The organism is Bradyrhizobium sp. (assembly GCF_030646015.1).
Classification (GTDB): Bacteria; Pseudomonadota; Alphaproteobacteria; order Rhizobiales; family Xanthobacteraceae; genus Bradyrhizobium.
This window is the reverse complement of the sequence record NZ_JAUSLT010000035.1, coordinates 48,940-68,710: the sequence shown is the minus strand read 5'-3', so window position 1 is coordinate 68,710 and position 19,771 is coordinate 48,940. Positions and strand designations below refer to the sequence as shown.

Below are 19,771 nucleotides of genomic sequence, written 5' to 3'. Positions count from 1 at the left end.
TCAGCCCGGACACCCGATCCATGCCGCCGACGCATCGTCCTCCAGCGTTGCCACCGCGGCCGCGCGCCGCGTCAGCACCGCGCGCTGGTTGATGTAGCCCTTGTCGGTGATCTCGCCGCCGTCGACCGAGGCGGGCTCCGCCAGCAGCAGCGCGCGGGTGGCGTGACCGGATGAGCCACCTCCGCTTTGCGCCTTCAGCTTTGCCAGCCCTGACGCGATCGCCCGTCGTACCTTTTCGTGGCCGATCACCACATTCACATCGGCGCTGTCGGTGAGCCCGGCCTGCGCGCGGCAGGCCGCGATGTTAGGAAATACCAGGAAGCGGACGTGATCGCCGCCATGGCCTGATACCACGATGTCCTGCGCCAGCGGCGCCAGCGCCGTGATCCCGGCGACACGCAAGGTGCCGACGCTGACCCAGGTGCCAGAATTGAGCTTGAAGTCTTCCGCGACACGGCCGTCGAAGAATAATCCAAGTTCCGGCCGGTCCGGATCGGCAAACGTCACGGCATCGCCGATCAGATAAAAGCCTTCGGCGTCGAACGCCTGTGCTGTCAGATCCTTCGCCTTCCAGTAGCCCGGCGTGACATTGGGGCCGCGCACCCGGACCTCGAGCTTGTCGCCCGACCGCACCAGTTTCAGTTCGGTGCCGGGGATCGGCACGCCGATATTGCCGGAGCGCCTGGCCTGGAAATGACAGTCGGTCGCCAGCGGAGAGGTTTCGGTGGAGCCCCACGCCGACACCATCGGCAGCGCCCGGCCGATCGCTTTGACCGACAGTTCCTCCATCGCGTCCCACATATTCTGCGGCAGCGCGGCACCGGCATAGAACGCAAACTTCACTTCGCCGAAGAAGCGACGGCGCAACTCGTCGTCCTCGCGCAACGCCGCGATCAACATGTCGAAGCCGCGGGGCACGTTGAAATAGACCGTCGGCATCACGCTGCGCAGATTGGCCAGGGACGTCGCGAACAGGCCGGGCGCCGGCTTGCCGCCGTCGATATAGAGCGTGCCGCCATTGCGCAGCACGAGATTGAAATTGTGGTTGGCGCCAAAGGTGTGACTCCACGGCAGCCAGTCCAGGATCACCAGATCGTCATCGGCGTTTTCCAGAAACGACCAGGTCTGCGCCTTGGCCTGCTGGCTCGTGGTCAGCATGCGCTGGGTGTTGATCACGGCCTTCGGGGTGCCGGTCGAACCCGAGGTGAACAGGAACTTTGCAATCGTATCCGGCCCGACTGTCGCGAAAGCCCTTGCCATGGCATCGGTTTCGGGGGTCGCGGCGATCTGACGAAATGGAATCGCGTCGCCACTGTCAACGTCGCCGGTCACGATCACAGCGCCGTGCAGCGGCTTGATCGCCGCCAATGCCGCCGCGAACGGTTTTGTGCCGGATACATAGATCGCGCCGGGATCGAGCAACCCGACCATGCTCTTCAGCTTGTCGAAATCCCGCGACATCAGCGAATAGGCCGGCGAGATCGCCGCCGCAGGTACGCCGGCATGCATTGCCGCCAGCGCGAACAGCGCGTGATCGGCGCTGTTGTCCGAGAGAATGACCAGCGGACGCCGCGCGCTCAAACCCTGCGCCAAAATCCAGCTGGCCGCGGACCTCACCTGGCGCAGCGCATCGCTGTAGGTAACCGTCGTCCACGGCGCGTCGACCGTTGCGCGCTCGCCGAGAAAGACCTTCGCCGGCGTCTGCCGCGCCCAGTGCTCCAGCCAGTCGCCGACGCAGCGCGCGGCCGGCTGCAGCGGCACGGTCGACTTCACGATGATGCTGCCGTCGGCCCGGCGATCGACGGTGATCGCGGGTGTCGCAAACAGCGTGTCGGGATGCCCGCGCTCGGCGGCTGCAATCATCCGTTTCCTCCTATCGGTCGTTCTCCGGGATGACCGGAAAGACTCCCGCCTGACTTGGGCGGCGCCTGCGGCCACTTCCGGGCCGCTTTGGCGATATTGTTGGTTAGAACAATTGTTGTCGTCAACAACAATCTTTCTCTCCCGACCGCGATACGCTACAAGGGAACACAGGCTGGAGAAGCAAAATGTCCAACCGGGCGGCCCGGACGGCCCCGAAAATTCCTGCTGCCAGCGGCAAGCGCACGGCAAACGGCAAGGCACGCGCCCTGGAAGCCGACGGCGAGATCGGCCTCGACGGGCTGCTCGGCCATGCCGGCTACGCGGTACGGCGCTTCCAGATCTGGATCTTCCAGGATTTTGTCTGCACGCTCGCGGCGGTCGACATCAAGCCGACGCAATATTCGGTGCTGACGGTAATCGGCGCGAACCCGGGCTTGAGCCAGATGGCGGTGGCGCAGCGGCTCGGCATCGAGCGCGCCCGGCTGGTGCACCTGCTGGACAGTCTCGAGGATCGCAAGCTGGTCAGGCGTGTTCGATCCAGGACCGACCGGCGATCCCACGCGCTGCACCTGACCGCGCGCGGCGAGGCATCGTTGCGGCAGTTCAAGCTGCTCGCGGCGGAACACGAACGGCATGTGGCGGAGAAGATCGGGTCGGAGAATCGCGAGCAATTGCTCCGGATACTCTCATCGTTCACCTGACTGCGCGCGCTGCAGAAGTGCAGGCAATCCGGGAACGATGCCGCCGTCAGCCCGCCGATTGAGGCGCGCCTTGCGCGGCCCAACGTTGCTCGACCTGCCGCTTGATGTTGCTGAGCCCGATCTGCGCCTCTTCGTCCACGCGCTGGATCTGCTCGGCGCTGGCGGCCGAGGGACGGCTTGGGTTGTTGAGATGCCGTGTGTATCGGGTGGCGTCGCCGACGCGTTCAAACGTGTAGCGAACGATGATGGGCCCGATGAAGTCGGTCTCGGCCCGCACGGTCCAGGCGTTCGGACGATCGCTCTCGGTGACCTTCCAGTCCAGCACCACCTCGCCGCGGCGGATGTGCCATTGCTCGCGAAAACCTTCGCCAGCGTCCAGTGCGCGGTCGGCGCTGTCGATGTGGTGTGATGCGGCCAGCCATTCCGGCCAGGAATTCGGATTGCAGACGTAGTCGTAAACCGCCTCCGGCGGCGCATCGATCAGGATATCGTGGCGGCGTTCGAACGAATTCGACATCGGGTACTCCGGGCAAGGCGAGTGGCGCGGTCGCGCGCGTAAGCTCTGACGCCAAGCTAGACGATCGCTGCCGCATCTCGCAAATGGCGCTGCTCATAATTTGAGCAAACGCATTTCTTGCGGTCGCTCCAACACCGCGGACCCTCGCCGGTAATGCAACCCCAAGTATCTGGCAAGACACAGCAATTTAAAGAATCCCGTGCCTCGCCCCCGTTGTACACAATGGCACACCGCTTGCTTCGATCGAATAGCCGATCAAGGCCGGAGCGAAGTCAGCCATGGCGATATCCGCAACCACCAGCCTGCTCGCCGCGGAGCCACAGCCGATCGCGCTCGACTGGGCCGCGACGGCGCTGGTCATCATCGACATGCAGCGCGACTTCTTCGAGCCCGGGGGCTTCGGCGAGACCCTGGGCAACGACGTCTCGCAGCTGGCGCGCGCGGTCGCGCCTTGCGCCAGCGTGCTGGCCGCCGCGCGGGCGGCGGGAATTCTGGTGGTGCATACCCGCGAGGGACATCTGCCTGACCTCTCCGACGCGCCGCCGGCCAAGATCGAGCGCGGCGCACCGAGCAAGCGGATCGGCGATCCCGGCCCGATGGGACGGATCCTGATCCGCGGCGAGGCCGGCCACGACATCATTGCGGCACTCTATCCGCTCGACGACGAGATCGTGATCGACAAGCCCGGCAAGGGCGCGTTCTACGCCACCGAGCTCGGCGAGATCCTGGCGAATTACGGCATCGAGAATTTGCTGGTGTGCGGCGTCACCACCGAGGTCTGCGTCAACACCACCGTGCGCGAGGCCAACGACCGCGGTTACCGCTGCGTCGTGCTGGCGGATTGCTGCGCCTCCTATTTCCCCGAATTCCACGAGATGGGCCTGAACATGATCAAGGCCCAGGGTGGCATCTTCGGCTGGGTCTCAGACTCCGCCGCGGTTCTCGAGGCCATGACACCGGAGACTTTGGCAACGGAGACTACCAACCAACGGACAATGGGGGCATCGCAATGAGCACGACCGTGACGGCGAGCAAGGGCGAATTCAAACCTGCATTTTGGACGCCGGGCGACTGGAACGCGCTGTTCGGCTTCGGCACCAACATCCTCGTCAACATGCTGGTGCTTACAGGGCTGTTGCGCTTCGTGCTGAAGATGCCAGACTCACTGGTCTTCGGCCGCATCCTGCCGGCGCTCGGCCTGATGATGTGCCTCTCGACCTTCTATTACGCCTGGCTGGCCTACCGGCTCGCGCAAAAAACCGGCCGCAATGATGTCTGCGCGCTGCCGTCGGGCGTCAGCGTGCCGCACATGTTCATCGTCACCTTCGTGATCATGCTGCCTATCACGCTGAAGACCGGAGATCCGATCAAGGGCTGGTCGGCCGGCCTGGTCTGGGTGTTCTTCCAGAGCTTCATCCTGATGATCGGCGGCTTCATCGCGCCGTACATCCGCAGGATCACGCCGCGCGCGGCGCTGCTCGGCACGCTGGCCGGCGTTTCCGTGACCTTCATCTCGATGCGGCCGGCGCTGGAGATGTACATGACGCCGCAGATCGGCCTGGTCTGCTTCGCCATCATCATGGCGAGCTGGTTCGGCGGCGTCAGATATCCGAAGGCGATTCCCGCCGGCCTGGTGGCGATCGCCGCCGGCATGCTGATCGCGTGGGGATCCAATTTGTTCGGGCTCGGCCTCGGCGGTCTCAGCGTCAAGGGCCTCGGCGACGCCTTTGCCAATTTCGGCTTCTCGGTGCCGATCCCCGCGATCGGTGAAGTGTTCTCCGGCTTCGAATTCCTCGGCATCATATTGGTCACCGCGATCCCGTTCGGCATCTACGATCTGGTCGAGGCGATGGACAATGTCGAAAGCGCCGAGGCCGCGGGCGACGAATATCCGACCACGAAAGTACTGACCGCCGACGGCGTCGTCAGCCTGATCGGCTGCCTGATGGGCAATCCCTTCATCAACGCGGTCTATATCGGCCATCCCGGCTGGAAGGCGATGGGCGGCCGGATCGGCTATTCGGCGGCGACCGGCATCATGGTGGTGGTGCTCTCCTGGTTCGGCATCATCTCGGTGTTGCTGGCGCTGGTGCCGGTGGTCGCGATCTCGCCGATCCTGCTCTACATCGGCATGCTGATCGGCGCCCAGGCGTTCCAGACCACGCCGATCAAACATGCCCCCGCCGTTGTGCTGGCGCTGACGCCGCATCTGGCGGCCTGGGCCAAGCTGCAGATCGACACCATGCTGGGATCGACTCTCAATGCCGCGCAGGCGGTGGGCGGGCTCGCCGCCGACAAGGTCGCTGCGGTCAAGACAGCCGCGATCGCCGCCTTGCCGCAGCAGGGCGTGCTCTATCACGGGCTGGAAGTGATGGGCGGCGGATCGATCCTCACCGGCCTCGTGCTCGGCGCCATCGGCGTCTTCGTGATCGAGCGCGACTTCGTCAAGGCCGCGGCCTTCGCGCTGTCGGGCGCGGTGCTGACCTACTTCGGCTTCATGCATGGCGAAGCCGTCGGGTTCGGCGGCGGATTGGGGGTAACTCCCGGCGTCGCACTGGCTTATGCCCTGGTAGCTGCGGTATTCTTCGCGCTGGCGAAACTTGGCATCTCATCCCTTCCCGTTTCGCATCCGGAGACGCCCCTTGCCGCACCCGCTGAATGAGTTCGTGTCCGATCGGGGCAACGCGTGACTGAAACCATCGCCGAAATCGTCGCCGCCCATCGCGCCGGCGCGATGACACCCGCGCAGACCGTCGCCCGCGCCTATCAGCGGATCCGCGACCATAATGATCCTGCTGTCTTCATCAGCCTGCGCGACGAGAAGGACGCGGTGGCGGAAGCCGATGCGCTGTCGAAAAAGGATCCTGCACAGCTGCCGCTGTACGGCGTGCCGGTTGCGGTAAAGGACAATATCGACGCGCAGGGCCTGGCGACGACCGCCGCTTGCCCGGCATTCTCCTACATGCCCACGCATGACTCGACGGCGGTCGCGCGGCTGCGCGCGGCCGGTGCCATCGTCATCGGCAAGACCAACCTCGACCAGTTCGCCACCGGCCTCGTCGGCGTGCGCTCGCCTTACGGCATCCCCGGCAACCCGATGCGCGGCGACCTCATTCCGGGCGGATCGAGTTCGGGCTCGGCCGTCGCCGTATCGGCCGGACTGGTGCCGCTGGCGCTCGGCACCGACACCGCGGGAAGCGGCCGGGTGCCCGCGATGCTCAACAATATCGTCGGGCTGAAGCCGAGCCTGGGACTGATCTCCACTTCAGGCGTGGTGCCGGCCTGCCGCACGCTGGACTGCGTCTCGATCTTCTCGCTCAACGTCGACGATGCGATGACGGCACTGGCTGCGATGGCGGCCCCCGACGCGGCGGATCCCTATTCGCGCAACCGGCCGCTGGCGCAGATGACCGGGTTTCCAACACAGCTCCGGCTCGGCGTGCCGCGTGACGGCCAGCTGATCTTCTTTGGCGACAAGGTTGCCGAGCAGGCCTATGGCGACGCGCTGCAACGCTGGACCGCACTCGGCGCCAGTCTGGTCGAGTTCGATCTCGAGCCGTTCTATGAAACCGCGCGGCTGCTCTACGAAGGGCCCTGGATCGCGGAACGCTATCTGGTCATTCGCGATCTGCTGGCGTCCTCACCGGAAGCGATCTATCCGGTGACGCGCGACATCACCATCGCCGGCGCCCGGCTTTCCGCCGCCGATACCTTTGCCGCACTGTACCGGTTGCAGGCGCTGCGCAAGGTGGCCGATCGCGCCTTTGAAAACATCGACGCGCTGGTGCTGCCGACGGCGCCGACCGCCTACTCCACCGCGCAGGTGCTGGCCAACCCGGTCGAGCTCAACTCCCGGCTCGGCACCTACACCAACTTTGTCAATTTGCTCGACCTCTGCGGACTGGCGCTGCCGGCGGCGATTCGATCAGATGACATTCCGTTCGGCATCACGCTGTTGGCGCCTGCCGGACAGGACGCGCAACTGGCCTCGATCGGCCGCGTCTTCCATGCCGATACCAATCTCACGATGGGTGCGCGAAGCCTGCCGCAGCCGCCGCTCGCAGCATTGCCGGCAAGGCTCAGTGGCGACGAAATCGCCATCGCCGTGGTCGGCGCGCATCTGTCGGGCATGGCGCTGAACGGCGAATTGAAGGCGCTGGGCGGACGCCTGCTGGAGGCAGCGAGCACCGCGCCGGACTACAAGCTTTTTGCACTGAGCACCACGCCGCCAAAACCCGGCATGCTGCGGGTCGCAGCGGGAACAGGGACGCCAATTGCGATCGAACTGTGGGCCCTATCATCAGCGAGTTTCGGAAAATTCGTCGCCGCAATCCCGCCGCCACTGTCGATCGGCACCGTCCGCCTCGACGACGGCCGCGGAATCAAGGGGTTTCTCGTCGAGGCCGTCGATGTCAGCGCCGCGCGCGACATTTCCGCGTTCGGCGGCTGGCGTGCGTTCATGGCGCAGAAGGTGGCGGTTTAGCGTCCCCTCGCCCCGCGCTTGCGGGGAGAGGGTTGGGGTGAGGGGCTGTCTCAACGAGCACAACTCGCGGATGGTCCCCCTCACCCGGATTGCTTCGCAATCCGGCCTCTCCCCGCAAGCGGGGAGAGGCGAAGAATCCTACACCGACACCGCGTAGATCTCGTATTCCCCGCGCACCAGTTCGATATGCGCGCGCATCGCCGCCGCGGCACCGGTGCGGTCGCCGCGCATGATGGCGACCACGACGCGGTCGTGCTCGGCGTGGGATTTCGCCAGACGCCCGAGATTGCGGAACTGCGCGCGGCGGAACGGCTGCACCCGCACCCGCGTCGCCAGCGTCATCTCGGCGATGTAGCCGTTTTGCGAACCGGCATAGATCGCGTTGTGAAAGCGCTCGTTGACCTCGTGAAACCGGTCGGGATTGCCGGCGTAGCTCAGCACCCGCAATTCCTCGTGGATCGCTTCCAGGGCGTGACGTTCGACGGCCGTCATGCGCTCGGCGGCAAGGCCGGCGCACAGGGCTTCAAGTTCGGCCATCGCCTCGAACATGCCGGTCAGCCGTTCGATCGAGGGCTGCGCCACCACGGCGCCGCGATGCGCCCGCGTGTCGATCAGGCCGCTGGCGGCGAGCTGGCGCAGCGCCTCGCGCACCGGGGTGCGCGACACGTTGAAGCGCCGCGCGATATCGGTTTCATCGAGCGCGGCACCGGGCGGCAGCGCGCCGCGCACGATTTCATCGGCGAGCTGCAGCCGCAGCTCCTCTGCGCGCGTGATCTTGTCCGGCAACGGCGAGGCGCGGTCGACGCGCCGGAGCACCGGAAGATCATCGAGGCTCATGTCTTCTGCCCCTGCGGTTCGTCGATGATGCTGACATGGGCGGCGACGATCTTCCAGCCCTCGGGAAACCGCACCCAGGTCTGCATCTGCCGCCCGACCCGGCCGCCGCCCCAGGCGTCACGATAGAACAGCGTCGAGGCGACCGCCGCGTCGCGGCCGTAAGCGGTGATCACCGTCTGCGCGGTCGTGCGCATCAGCCCGACCGGCGAGCGCGCCGCGCGGAACGCCATGATGGCGTCATAGCCGTAGAGGTTTTCGCCGATGCCATAGCGCAGGGTGCGCGGATCGGCGCGGAACAATTCATCGAGCACGGCGACGTCGTTTTCGACCAGCGCCTTTTCGTAGCGCGCGAACTGCGCGGTCACCTCGGCGAGCACGTCGGGAAGATCGACCTCCATCTCAGAACTCCTTCGGACGCGGCGCCGCCGCGACCCCCATGCGCTCCAGCGCATGGGCCACCCGCAGCGCGATATCCTCACGCCAGGGTGCCGCGATGATCTGCACGCCGATCGGCATCGGCTGCAACGGAATCGGCACCGCGACCACCGGCAGGCCGATGAAGGAAATCGGCTGGGTGTGGATGCCGATATTGGCACGCACCGGCAGTTCGACACCGTCGAGCGAGAAGGTCACCTGCCCGAGTTTCGGCGCGACACTGGGCGTCGCCGGCGCGATGATCACGTCGACCGATTTGAAGATTTCCAGCACTTGCGCGCGGTACCAGCGGCGAAATTTCTGCGCGCGGTCGACCAGCGGCGCCGGCACCATCGCGCCCGCCAGCAACCTGTCGCGTACCGCAGGGTCGAAATCATTGGGCCGCGTGCGCAGCCGATCGAGATGCAGCGAGGCGCCCTCGGTGGTGGAGATCACATAGGCCGCGGCGCGGGCGCGCGCGGCTTCGGGAATCTCGATCGTTCTTGTGGCGTCGAGTGCCTTTGCGACGCGGGCGACGGCTTCGACTGCTTCGGGGAACACGTTCTTTTGAAAATAGCCGCCGGCAATCGCAACCCGCAGGCCGCCAATGTCTTGCGCCAGCAGCCCGCTCACCGGCTCAACGGCACGCGTGCTGCACGCGGCATCGTCGGCGTCCGGACCCTGCATCGCGTCATAGGCCAGCGCGAGATCGCCGACATTACGCGCGAACGGGCCGAGATGATCGAAACTCGCCACGAACGGAAACGAGCGCGCGCGCGACAGCCTGCCGTAAGTCGGCTTCAGGCCAAAAATGCCGCAGAACGACGACGGCACCCGGATCGAGCCGTTGGTATCGGATCCCAGCGCCAGCGGCACCAGCCGGCCGCCGACCGCGGCACCGGAGCCGCCCGAGGAGCCGCCGGTCATCCGTGTCGCGTCGTGCGGATTGCGCGACGGTCCGTCATGCACGTTCTCGCCCGTGAAATCATAGGCGTATTCGCCCATGTTGAGCGCGCCGACCAGCACCGCGCCGGCCGCTTCCATCCGCTCGATCAAGGTGGCGTCGCGCGATGACAGCTTGCGATCGCGATTGATCTTGGATCCGGCGCGGGTCGGCAGCCCTTGTACGTCGAACAGATTCTTGACGGCGAAGGGCACGCCGGCCAGCGGGCCGGGACTCTTGCCGGCCGCGATCGCGGCATCGATCGCCTTGGCGGAGGCACGGGCGCGCTCGGCCGTGACGTCGGTGAAGGAATTCAAGGCGGAATCGTGCTTTGCGATTCGCGCCAGCGCCGCTTCCGTCACGCCGAGCGCCGACAACTTGCGGCCGGCGACGGCCTGCGCGATTTCCGAGGCCGACAGCTCGTCGGGATTTGCGGTCATGGCGATATCAGGCTGCGAAGACACTGGCCGGCTCGGTTTCATCAGGCAGCGGGAATTCATCGACCAGCCGCGCCAACCGCAGCGATACTTCGAGATTGGCCTTCACCGCCGGCCTCCATGCGTCCTCGATCGGCAGCGCCAGGGCTTTGCCGACAGCGTCGATATAGTCGTCAAGCGGATCAGCGGCCATATTTCTCCCCGTCGCGTCAGTGAACCGGCAGCGGCGGATGTGGAATCGCCGTCAGCAATTCCTTTGTATAGGCATCCTGGGGATTGCCCAAGACGCTTTCCGCCGTGCCCTGCTCGACGATACGCCCCGAACGCATCACGATGACGCGGTCGCACAATAGTCGCACCACATTCAGATCATGCGACACGAACAGATAGCTCATCCCCATCGACGCTTTCAGGTCCTGCAGCAGGTTCAGCACCACCGCCTGCACCGAGACATCGAGCGCCGCGGTCGGCTCGTCGAGGATCACCAGTTTCGGGTGCAGCGCGATGGCGCGCGCGATGCCGACACGGGCCTTCTGGCCGCCCGACAATTGATGCGGAAAGCGATCCAGCAGGTTGACCGGCAGGCCGACCATGCCGGCCAGCTCCTCGCAGCGGGCGCGCAGCGCGTCGCGTCCCTTGATGTCGCCGAGCTGCATGATCGGATCGACGATGGCGCGCGCCGCGGTGAAGCGCGGATTGAGGCTGTCGGTCGGATCCTGGAACACCATCTGGATGCTCTTGCGCAGCGGCAGCCGCGCAAACGCGTTGGGCAGGATCGCGCCGATCTCGTCGCCGTCGAACTGAATGCGGCCCGAGGTCTGGTCCAGCAGCCGCATCACCATCATCGACGTGGTGGACTTGCCGCAGCCGGATTCGCCGACCAGCCCGACGCTCTCGCCATGGCCGACGGAAAAGCTGATGCCGTCGACCGCGCGGAACAGGTCGAGCTCGACCGGGGGCTTGCGCGAGAACAGTTTTGCCAGCGTCGCCGTGGCGCCCTGGCGCGGGTATTCCTTGACGAGTTTTTCGACGAGGAGAAGGGGCTGTGAGGAAGCGGCGGCGTTCTTCTCCCTCTCCCCGCTCGCGGGGAGAGGGCTGGGGTGAGGGGGACCCTCAGCGAGCGCGGTGCTGGGAGAGTCCCCCTCACCCGCCGCGCTTGAGATCGGCGCCAGCTTCGCCGCTTCCTCCTCCGGTAGCAGATCGCGCAGCGACACGCCGACCCGCGGCGTCGCGCGCATCAATTTCTTGGTGTAGGCGTGCTGGGGATTGGCAAAGATATCGGCCGAAAGCGCGGTCTCGACCACGTGGCCCTTTTCCATCACCACCACGCGGTCGCAATAGGCGGCGGCCAGTCCCAGATCATGGGTGATCAGGATGGTCGACATGCCCCGGCTTCGGGTCAGCTCGACGATCAGGTCCATCACCGCCTTCTGCGTGGTGACGTCGAGACCGGTGGTCGGCTCGTCCGCGATCAGCAGTTGCGGATTGCAGGCCAGCGCCAGCGCGATCACCACGCGCTGGCACATGCCGCCGGACAGTTCGAACGGATAGGCGTGGTAGCGTTCGCGCGGCCGGGCGATCTTGACCGCCTCCAGCGCTTCGATCGCCTTCTCGCCGCGGTCGCTGGCGGCGGCCTGGACGTGCTGGCGCAGCACGTCCTCGATCTGGTCGCCGACCTTGCGGATCGGGTTGAGCGCGGCGCGCGGGTTCTGGAAGATCATCGAGATTTCGCGGCCGCGCAGATCGCGCATCTGGTCTTCGGTCGCGTTCTTGACGTCGATGCCGGAGAACATCACCGAGCCCTCGGCGATCTTGCCGGCGCGGTCGAGGATCCGCATCACCGCATAGGAGGTGACGGACTTGCCGGAGCCGGATTCGCCGACGATGCCGAGCGTTTCGCCTTTGGCCACGGTGATATTGACGTGCTGCACGGCTTTGACGATGCCGCGGCGGGTGGCGAATTCGACGGTGAGGTCGTTGACGTCGAGCAGCGGCTGCGCGGTCATCTAGTGTCTCCACACGAACGGTGCGCCCCCTCGCCCCGTTCTTACGGGGAGAGGGTTGGGGTGAGGGGCTCTCTCGGCGAGCGCGACTCGCGGATACTCCCCCTCACCCGACGCGCTGCGCGCGTCGACCTCTCCCCGCAAGCGGGGCGAGGTAAGAGAGATACCGCGTTCAAGTACGCAACCCATGCTCATGTCCGGCGCTGCGGATCGACGATGTCGCGCAGGCCATCGCCGAGCAGGTTGAAGCAGAACACCGCGATCATCAAAGCGAGGCCCGGAAACAGCGCGATCCACCATTCGCCCGAGACCATGAAGCCCGCGCCCTCCGCGACCATGATGCCCCATTCGGCGGTCGGCGGCCGCACCCCGAGGCCGATGAACGAGAGCCCGGCAGCGTTGAGAATGGCGTAGCCCATGGTCAGCGACATCTGCACGATCATGATCGGCATGATGTTCGGCAGAATGTGCACCAGCAGGATCCGGAACTCACCGTTGCCCGACAACCGCGCCGCCTGGACAAAACCGGCGTCGCGCCGCACATTGGCCTCGGCGCGGGCGACACGGGCGTAGAGTGGAAAATTCACGATCGCGGTGGCGATGATGATGTTCTGCACGGTGTTGCCGAGCGCGGCGACGATGCCCATCGCCAGCACGAACAGCGGGAACGCCATGATGGTATCGGCGATGCGGCCGACGATGCGGTCGGTCCAGCCGCCGAAATAGCCCCCGGCAATGCCGGCAAGGCCGCCCATCAGGAACACCAGCGCTACCGACGCGACCGCGATAAAGACGTCGAGCCGTGTCGCTACGATGACGCGGCTGAAAATATCGCGGCCCAACTGGTCGGTGCCGAACCAGTGCGCCGCCGACGGCGGTTTCAGCGCCGACGCGGTATTCGACGCCAGGGGATCGTAGGGCACGACGTAGGGGCCGAACAGCGCCGCGAATAGGATGACGACCAGAAGGCCGAACGCGAACGCGGTAACGCGGTTCTCGCCGAGAACATAGCGGGTGTGCTCGAAGATCGAGGCGAGACCCGAAGTGCGCGCGGGGACAGCGGGTTCGACGGCGGGGGCTACGCTGCTCATCCTTCCAACCTCACTCGCGGATCAATGACGCCATAGAGAATGTCGATCAACAGGTTGAGCAGCACGTACATCACCGCCATGGTGAGGACAAAACCCTGCACCGGCGCGAAGTCCGACGAGATCAGGGCTTCCACCGCGTAGGAGCCGATGCCGGGCCAGGCGAACACCTTCTCCACCAGCACGTTGGCGCCGAGCAGGAACGAGAACACCATGCTGAGCGTGGTGATGACCGGCAGCATGGCGTTGCGGAAGGCGTAGGTGACGATGACGGTGCCCGGCGACAGCCCGCTGGCGCGCGCGGTGCGCACGAAATCCGACGACAGCACCGCCAGCATCGAGGCCCGCGTCATGCGCGCGATCGGCGCCAGCGAGAAGACCGCCAGCGTCGCCGCCGGCAGGATCAACTGGCTCAGCGCCGAACGAAACGTTTCGAAATCGCGCGCGATGATGGCATCGATCAGATAGAAGCCGGTCACCGCCGGCGGCGCGCTGTAGAACACGTCGAGCCGGCCCAGCGGCGCCGGCGACCACCCCAGCCTGAAATAGAACACATAGACCAGCACGAGGCCGGTGAAGAACACCGGCAGCGACACGCCGGCCGTCGTCGTCACCCGGCAGAGATGGTCGATCCACGAGCCCGGCCTTGTCGCCGCGAGCACGCCGAGCGGAATTGCGATCACGATCGACACCACGAGACCGAGCAATGTCAGTTCGGCAGAGGCCGGCAGGCGGTTCTTGATTTCGGTCGCGACCGGCTGGCCGGTGGTGAGCGAATTGCCGAAATCGCCGCGCGCCAGATCGGCGGTGTAGCGAAAGAACTGCTCGATCAGCGGCTTGTCGAGCCCGAGTTTCTTGCGGATCTGCTCGACCGCCTCCTTGGTTGCGGCCGGGCCGGCGAAATACGCCGCGGGATCGCCGGGCCGCGCGCGGGTCAGCAGGAACGTGACGATCACGACCCCGATCAGACTCGGGATCGCGAACATCAGCCGTTTGCCGATCATGGTCAGCATGGCATGGCACTCGCGGAGTGCGCGGATGGCGAATAGCGAATGGCGAATGGAAAACCGTCGCTGCTCTCTCTCACTCTTCGCTACCCCCTATTCGCTACTCGCCACTCGCCACTTACGCCTTCACCAGGGCGCGGTAATCCAGCCTTCGGTGGAACCAGTACTGGTAGCCCGAGACATTCTTCTGCATCGCGACGTTGACATAGGGCTGGTAGAGCGGAATGCGGGGAATGTCCTTGAACGCCAGGTCGACGAAGCCTTTCACGTCCTTCTCGTAAACCGCCTTGTCGCCGATCGCGGCGGCATCGACGGCGCCATGGATGAAGGCGTCCATCTCCTTCGACTGGTAACTCATGGTATTGAAGATCGAATTCTTGCCGTCGTAGCACCAGATGAAGAAGTACTCGGGGTAGTCGAGCCAGCCGGAGAACACGTTGGTGTAGAGCGGCAGCGCCTTCTTGTTCAGCTCGGTACGCCAGTTGGCGCCCGGGATCTTGTTGATCGTGGTCTTGATACCGATTTGCCCGAGGCTTTCCTGCACCAGGATACAGAGCGGCTCGTTGACGCCGGCGAAGCCGAGATCGAACGACAGCGTGGTCTCGAAACCGTTGGGAAAGCCGGCCTCGGCCAGCAGCGCCCTGGCCTTCTCGATATTGGTGACGAATTTGGTCGGCTGCGGCCACGCCACCTCGGTCGGCGCGTTGGCCGCCGCGCCGAACATCGGCTTGGCGAGGCCGAACAGCACCACATCCATGATCTTCTGGTAGGGGATCGCGCAGGCGACCGCCTCGCGCACCTTCGGATTGTCGAACGGCGGGATCTTGACGTTCATGCCGATGTACTGGACGCCGTTGGAATACGGCACCGACACGATGTTGAGCTTGCCGCTATCCTTCAGCTCGACGAAATCCTTGTTGGGCAGATCGTAGGAGATATCGGCGTCGCCGCGCTCCAGCAGCGCGCGGCGGTTGCCGGCCTGCGGCACCATGCGCCAGATCACGCGTTTGACCTTGGGCATCGGGCCGCCGACCCAGTCGTCATTGCGCTCCATGATCACTTCGGTCCCGGCGGTCCATTTCGTCACCTTGTAGGCGCCGGAGCCCGCGGTCTGCTGCTTGGTATATTCGAGACCCCAGGGATCCTTCTCGCTGGCGTTCTTCTTCACCAGTTCGGAATTGATCACGCAGGGCACGATCACGGCGAGATCGGGAATCGTCAGGCGGTCCTTCTTGGCGAAGTCGATCCGCACCGTGCTGTCGTCGACCACCACGAACTGCTCGGGCTTGGTCAGCGAGCCGGCGCCCATCTGGAAGGTCGGGAAGCCGCCGACGCTAACCGCGCGGTCGAGCGACCATTTGACGTCCTTCGCCGTGACCGGCGCGCCGTCGTGAAATTTGGCGTTCTTCTTCAGCTTGAAGGTCACCGACATGTCGCCGACCTTCATGTCTTCGGCGAGTTCGGGCTTGAACTTGTCGCGGTCGTAGTAAGCCACGCCGCCGGGGCCGGTCTTCATTTCGTGGGTGATCAGCCGGTCGTAACAATTCCACGAAACCTCGTAACCGGGCACGTTGGTGCCGACGCCATGGATGTCGAGGTTGTTGGGACCGCTTTCCGATACGATCAGCAGCGTCTCGGAGCGGGCCTGGGCCTTGGCGGCGGACCAGATCGCCGGCGCCGGCACCATGGCGCCTGCCGCTACCCCGGTGACGGATTTCAGAAAATCGCGACGCTTCATGTGATGCTCCAAAGCTACGGACGAGATCGGCTGTGGAACCGGCATCGCAAGGTTTGTGCCAAATCTTAATGGAAGGCTAATGTGGCGCTAAGACCATGATTCAATTGTCGAATAGCCGAAGTTGGCTTGGGCGTCGTCTCCCCGGCTGAGCCCAGCATTGCATACAAAGAGAGATAACTGCTCAAAAATTATGCAATATTCTTGTCTGGCTCGTTTGTTGGGCGCAGGGCGGTAGGCCAAGCCGCGGAACATCGCCAAGGCGTCGGCAAAAGGCGAAAGTCCCGCATCTTCGCTTACTGCCGCTCATCGACGGTGCCATCTCGAACCGCGTCCGTTTTTGCGACAAGGTGGCGCGCCGGAGATCCGGTCAAAACTGGGAATGCACCATGCAATACACGCCCGACGAACTCGGACCTCGCGAACGCTACAAGGTACTGACGGCCTTCGTGTTGCCGCGGCCGATTGCCTGGGTCACGACCATCGGCCCCACCGGCGTGGTCAACGCCGCGCCGTTCAGCTTCTTCAACGTGTTCTGCGAGGATCCGCCGCTGTGCATGTTCGCCGCCAATTTGCGGCCCGACGGCCGCGTCAAGGACACGGTGGTCAACATCCAGCGATCAGGGGAATTCGTCGTCCACATGACCGATGAGCCGCTGGCGCGGGCGATGCACGATTCCAGCGGCGACTTTCCGCCCGAGATCGGCGAGCCCGGCTATCTCGGACTGAAGCTTTCGCCCTCGACCAAAATCGCGGTGCCGCGGCTTGCCGACGCGCCATGGTCGATGGAATGCAAGACCTGGAAAACCATCGATGTGAACGGCGACCGCCAGCTCATCATGGGCGAAGGCATCAATTTCCACATCCGCGACGAATTGTGGGATCGCGACGCCATGCGCGTCCACATGGACCGCTATCATCCGATCGGTCGCATGTTCGCCGACCGCTATTGCCGGACCGACGACCGGATGGTGTTCCCGCCCGCCCCGGTCGTGCCTGCTGCATAACGACGCCTCGCGGGGAAAATTCCCGCATCGCAGAAAGGACGATCCAGATGAACGCCGAGCCCTACAAATCATGGCAATGCCGGACCTGCGGCTACATCTACGACGAAGCCGTGGGCGATCCGGACGAAGGCCTCACACCCGGCACGCGATGGGCCGACGTTCCGGACGACTGGGTCTGTCCGGAGTGCGGCACCGCCAAGAGCGATTTTGATATGGTCGAGCTGTAGTTCGATAGCGCGGACCGGTGCCATGCCGGTCAATTCGGCCAGAGCAATTCCTGTAACTGGACGAGGTCGCCGGCTTTGTGTTGCCAGCCCTCGATGCAGATGTGTCTGACGGGATCGCTGAAGCGGTGCAGCAGCATCAGCACCATCAACCGGCGCTTTAATGTGAAATCGATCTCCGCGCTGGAATAGCCGAATCCGCTGAACAGACTGCGGACGCGACCCGGCATCCCGGCGGTCATGAAGGCGCTGGGGCCGAGCAGGTCGTATTCGGCCCTTCCCGTCATCACGTCGCCGAAGTCGATCAGCCCCGAAAGCCGCCAGTCTCCGTTGTCGCAACTCAGCAAGAAATTCTCCGGGATGTATTCCCCGGTCAGGATGACCGGCGGCGCGTCCAGCGCCGTCAGCGCCTCGGCGTCGGCAAGCAGATCGTCGAACCCATCGAGAAATTTGTGCGACAATCCGAGGCGCTCATGCCTCGTCCGGCACCCCGCGATTTGCCGGGCCATGAACTGCGACCAGCCTGGTTCGATCCCGGCGAGGTCGCCGACCGGCGCGCGCTGCACCTGTGCGATGGTCTCGCCGATCTGAGCCAGCACACGCTCCTTCTGGTCCTCCGGCAGAACCTGCCATGCCTCGCTGCCCACCACTCCGGGCAGCCGCGTGATAACGAGATACGGCCATCGGTCGCGCTCGCCTTCGAGCACGATCTCCGGAATCGGGACGCTGAGCCGCCCACGCAGCTGCGCCAGCGAAATCCGCTCCGACTCGAACTGGCCGCGCAACGATGGCGGAAACAGCTTCAGGATCAGATGCTCATCGAGCCCGACCACGAGATTGGTCCCGGTCGCAAAGACATGCGCGTCCGCATGCGGCAATCCGTGACTTTGCGCGATATCGAGCGCCGCCGGCAGACACTGCGACGCATCGGCGCGCCATGTCTCGAAGCTTTCGAAATTCGAGAGACTTGGCAGTGAATGCATCTGATATCACAACTACCGGTCCGGATTTGCCCGCTCGAACTGGCGCAGCAGCCGGTTGCCGCGCTCGACGGCGGAATCCAGCGCTTCCTGCGCGGACTTCTTGCCGCTGAAGGCCTGCTCCAGCTCGTCTTCGATCACGCCGCGGACCAGGACGAAGGAGCCGAGCCGGACGCCGCGCGAATTTTCGGTCGGCGGCTTCAAGGTCATCTGCTCGATCGAGATCGCCGCACCCGGATTGCGATCGTAAAAACCCTGCGCGCGGGTCAGGTCGAACGCCGCCCGAGTCACCGGCAGATAGCCAGTGTTCTGGTGCCAGGCGGCCTGAACCTCCGGCTTCGACAGATAGGCGAAGAATTTCGCCACGCCCTTGTATTCGACACGCGGCCGGTCCCGCAGCACCCACAAAGTGGCGCCGCCGATGATGGTGTTTTGCGGCGCGCCTGCGACGTCGGGCCAGTACGGCAGCATGCCGTAGCCGACCTCGAATTTCGAATTGGCCTTGATGTCCGCGCGCGTCGCCGAACTCCCCAGGAAGATGCCGCATTCGCCCTTTTGAAAGCGCGGCTCCGCGGTTTGCGCCCGGCCGCTGTAATCGAACACCTTGGTGGCCTGCCATTCCGTCAGTTGCGCGACATGGCGCACCATCACCGGATTGTTGAAATTGAGTTCGGCATTGAGACCGCCGAAGCCATTGGCCATGGTGGAAATCGGCAGATTGTGGAATGCGGAAAAATTCTCGACGTTGATCCATGACGGCCAGGAGGTGGTCAAGCCGCAAACCGCGCCGGACCCCCGCAGTTTTTTCGCGGCCGCGCCGACCTCGGGCCAGGTCTTCGGCGGCACTTCGGGATCGAGGCCGGCGGCGCGGAACAGATCCTTGTTGTAGTAGAGGATCGGCGTCGAGGCGTTGAACGGGAACGACAGCATGTTGCCGGCGACGTCGGCATAGTAGCCGGTCACCGCAGGAAGATAGGCGGCCGGCGAGAACGCCTCGGTCTCGTTTCGCATCAGCTCATACACCGGATAGATCGCGCCCTTCGCCGCCATCATGGTCGCGGTCGCGATTTCGTTGACCTGAACGATGGTGGGCTGGCTGCGCGAGCGAAATGCGAAGATCGCCGCGGTGACGGTTTCGGTGTAGTTTCCCTTGTAGCTCGGCACGATCCGGTATTCGGATTGCGATGTGTTGAAATCAGACGCCAGCTTCTCCAGCTGCCGGCCGAGTTCGCCCGACATCGCGTGCCACCACATGATCTCGGTGACCGCCCATGCCGGAGACGCCAGTGTGACCATTGCGGCAACGGCCGCGAGCTGCAGAAATCTCAGAGCCGAATTCACCATACAACCAATCTAATCTGTGGCGGCCGAAACGCCGCTCTCGCGCGTGAAGGCCCTCAACGTGAAGGCCCTCAATAAGGCCCTGAGCCAGCGGTTTCAATCCGCAAAAGGTTGAGCGCAGCGCACCATTGACGCCCCGCGTGGCGCTGGCAGGATAGCTATCGGAAGGCGGCATCTGCTAAATGGGTTGA

General features: G+C 64.7%; 18 protein-coding genes. 6 read left to right on the top strand and 12 right to left on the bottom strand.

Annotated elements, in window-relative coordinates:
• Positions 1-1,860, bottom strand: a complete 1,860-nt coding sequence (locus Q7T45_RS04565) for a feruloyl-CoA synthase (RefSeq protein WP_370691208.1) — start codon at positions 1,858-1,860, stop codon at positions 1-3.
• A gap of 188 nt (positions 1,861-2,048) precedes the next feature.
• On the opposite strand from Q7T45_RS04565, the gene Q7T45_RS04560 reads away from it, so the two are divergent.
• Positions 2,049-2,564, top strand: a complete 516-nt coding sequence (locus Q7T45_RS04560) for a MarR family winged helix-turn-helix transcriptional regulator (protein ID WP_304868150.1) — start codon at positions 2,049-2,051, stop codon at positions 2,562-2,564.
• 46 nt (positions 2,565-2,610) lie between these two features.
• Here the strand turns inward: Q7T45_RS04560 and Q7T45_RS04555 are convergent, their stop codons facing one another.
• Positions 2,611-3,081, bottom strand: a complete 471-nt coding sequence (locus tag Q7T45_RS04555) for an SRPBCC family protein (RefSeq protein WP_304868148.1) — start codon at positions 3,079-3,081, stop codon at positions 2,611-2,613.
• 278 nt (positions 3,082-3,359) lie between these two features.
• On the opposite strand from Q7T45_RS04555, the gene Q7T45_RS04550 reads away from it, so the two are divergent.
• From Q7T45_RS04550 to atzF, 3 genes are read left to right on the top strand one after another with little or no spacing between them, the layout of a single operon-like run.
• Complete coding sequence (locus tag Q7T45_RS04550; protein WP_304868146.1) at positions 3,360-4,094, top strand: cysteine hydrolase family protein; 735 nt, start codon at positions 3,360-3,362, stop codon at positions 4,092-4,094.
• Positions 4,091-5,743: a regulator gene (locus Q7T45_RS04545; RefSeq protein ID WP_304868145.1), complete on the top strand. Its 1,653-nt coding sequence runs from the start codon at positions 4,091-4,093 to the stop codon at positions 5,741-5,743. Before Q7T45_RS04550 ends, Q7T45_RS04545 begins: the two co-directional genes overlap by 4 nt.
• A 24-nt stretch (positions 5,744-5,767) precedes the next feature.
• The gene (gene atzF / locus Q7T45_RS04540) at positions 5,768-7,564 is read left to right on the top strand and encodes an allophanate hydrolase (RefSeq protein ID WP_304868143.1); all 1,797 of its coding nucleotides are present in this window, start codon (positions 5,768-5,770) and stop codon (positions 7,562-7,564) included.
• A 138-nt stretch (positions 7,565-7,702) separates the two neighbouring features.
• On the opposite strand, the gene Q7T45_RS04535 is transcribed toward atzF, so the two are convergent.
• The 8 genes from Q7T45_RS04535 to Q7T45_RS04500 form a co-directional block, all read right to left on the bottom strand.
• Positions 7,703-8,401 (bottom strand): GntR family transcriptional regulator, encoded by a 699-nt coding sequence (locus Q7T45_RS04535; RefSeq protein ID WP_304868141.1) that lies wholly within the window; start codon positions 8,399-8,401, stop codon positions 7,703-7,705.
• Complete coding sequence (gene hpxZ / locus Q7T45_RS04530) at positions 8,398-8,799, bottom strand: oxalurate catabolism protein HpxZ (protein WP_304868139.1); 402 nt, start codon at positions 8,797-8,799, stop codon at positions 8,398-8,400. The genes Q7T45_RS04535 and hpxZ overlap by 4 nt, the downstream gene beginning before the upstream one ends.
• A gap of 1 nt (position 8,800) precedes the next feature.
• Positions 8,801-10,198: an AtzE family amidohydrolase gene (locus Q7T45_RS04525; RefSeq protein WP_304868137.1), complete on the bottom strand. Its 1,398-nt coding sequence runs from the start codon at positions 10,196-10,198 to the stop codon at positions 8,801-8,803.
• A gap of 7 nt (positions 10,199-10,205) precedes the next feature.
• Positions 10,206-10,388, bottom strand: coding sequence for a DUF4089 domain-containing protein (locus Q7T45_RS04520; RefSeq protein ID WP_304868135.1), 183 nt, complete (start codon positions 10,386-10,388; stop codon positions 10,206-10,208).
• A 16-nt stretch (positions 10,389-10,404) separates the two neighbouring features.
• Positions 10,405-12,201: an ABC transporter ATP-binding protein gene (locus Q7T45_RS04515; RefSeq protein ID WP_304868132.1), complete on the bottom strand. Its 1,797-nt coding sequence runs from the start codon at positions 12,199-12,201 to the stop codon at positions 10,405-10,407.
• A 188-nt stretch (positions 12,202-12,389) separates the two neighbouring features.
• Positions 12,390-13,289, bottom strand: coding sequence for an ABC transporter permease (locus Q7T45_RS04510; RefSeq protein WP_304739290.1), 900 nt, complete (start codon positions 13,287-13,289; stop codon positions 12,390-12,392).
• Complete coding sequence (locus Q7T45_RS04505; RefSeq protein ID WP_304868129.1) at positions 13,286-14,299, bottom strand: ABC transporter permease; 1,014 nt, start codon at positions 14,297-14,299, stop codon at positions 13,286-13,288. Before Q7T45_RS04505 ends, Q7T45_RS04510 begins: the two co-directional genes overlap by 4 nt.
• A 112-nt stretch (positions 14,300-14,411) precedes the next feature.
• Complete coding sequence (locus tag Q7T45_RS04500) at positions 14,412-16,031, bottom strand: ABC transporter substrate-binding protein (protein WP_304868127.1); 1,620 nt, start codon at positions 16,029-16,031, stop codon at positions 14,412-14,414.
• A 386-nt stretch (positions 16,032-16,417) separates the two neighbouring features.
• Here Q7T45_RS04500 and Q7T45_RS04495 point away from each other — a divergent pair, with 386 nt between their 5' ends.
• Positions 16,418-17,035: a flavin reductase family protein gene (locus Q7T45_RS04495; protein WP_304868125.1), complete on the top strand. Its 618-nt coding sequence runs from the start codon at positions 16,418-16,420 to the stop codon at positions 17,033-17,035.
• 47 nt (positions 17,036-17,082) lie between these two features.
• On the top strand, positions 17,083-17,262 hold the full coding sequence (locus Q7T45_RS04490) for a rubredoxin (RefSeq protein ID WP_304868123.1): 180 nt from the start codon (positions 17,083-17,085) through the stop codon (positions 17,260-17,262).
• Positions 17,263-17,291: 29 nt separating this feature from the next.
• On the opposite strand, the gene Q7T45_RS04485 is transcribed toward Q7T45_RS04490, so the two are convergent.
• Together Q7T45_RS04485 and ugpB are read right to left on the bottom strand one after the other, a co-directional pair.
• Positions 17,292-18,242, bottom strand: a complete 951-nt coding sequence (locus Q7T45_RS04485; RefSeq protein ID WP_304868121.1) for a phosphotransferase — start codon at positions 18,240-18,242, stop codon at positions 17,292-17,294.
• A 12-nt stretch (positions 18,243-18,254) separates the two neighbouring features.
• Complete coding sequence (ugpB, locus tag Q7T45_RS04480; protein WP_304868119.1) at positions 18,255-19,583, bottom strand: sn-glycerol-3-phosphate ABC transporter substrate-binding protein UgpB; 1,329 nt, start codon at positions 19,581-19,583, stop codon at positions 18,255-18,257.
• Between the last annotated feature and the right edge of the window lie 188 nt (positions 19,584-19,771).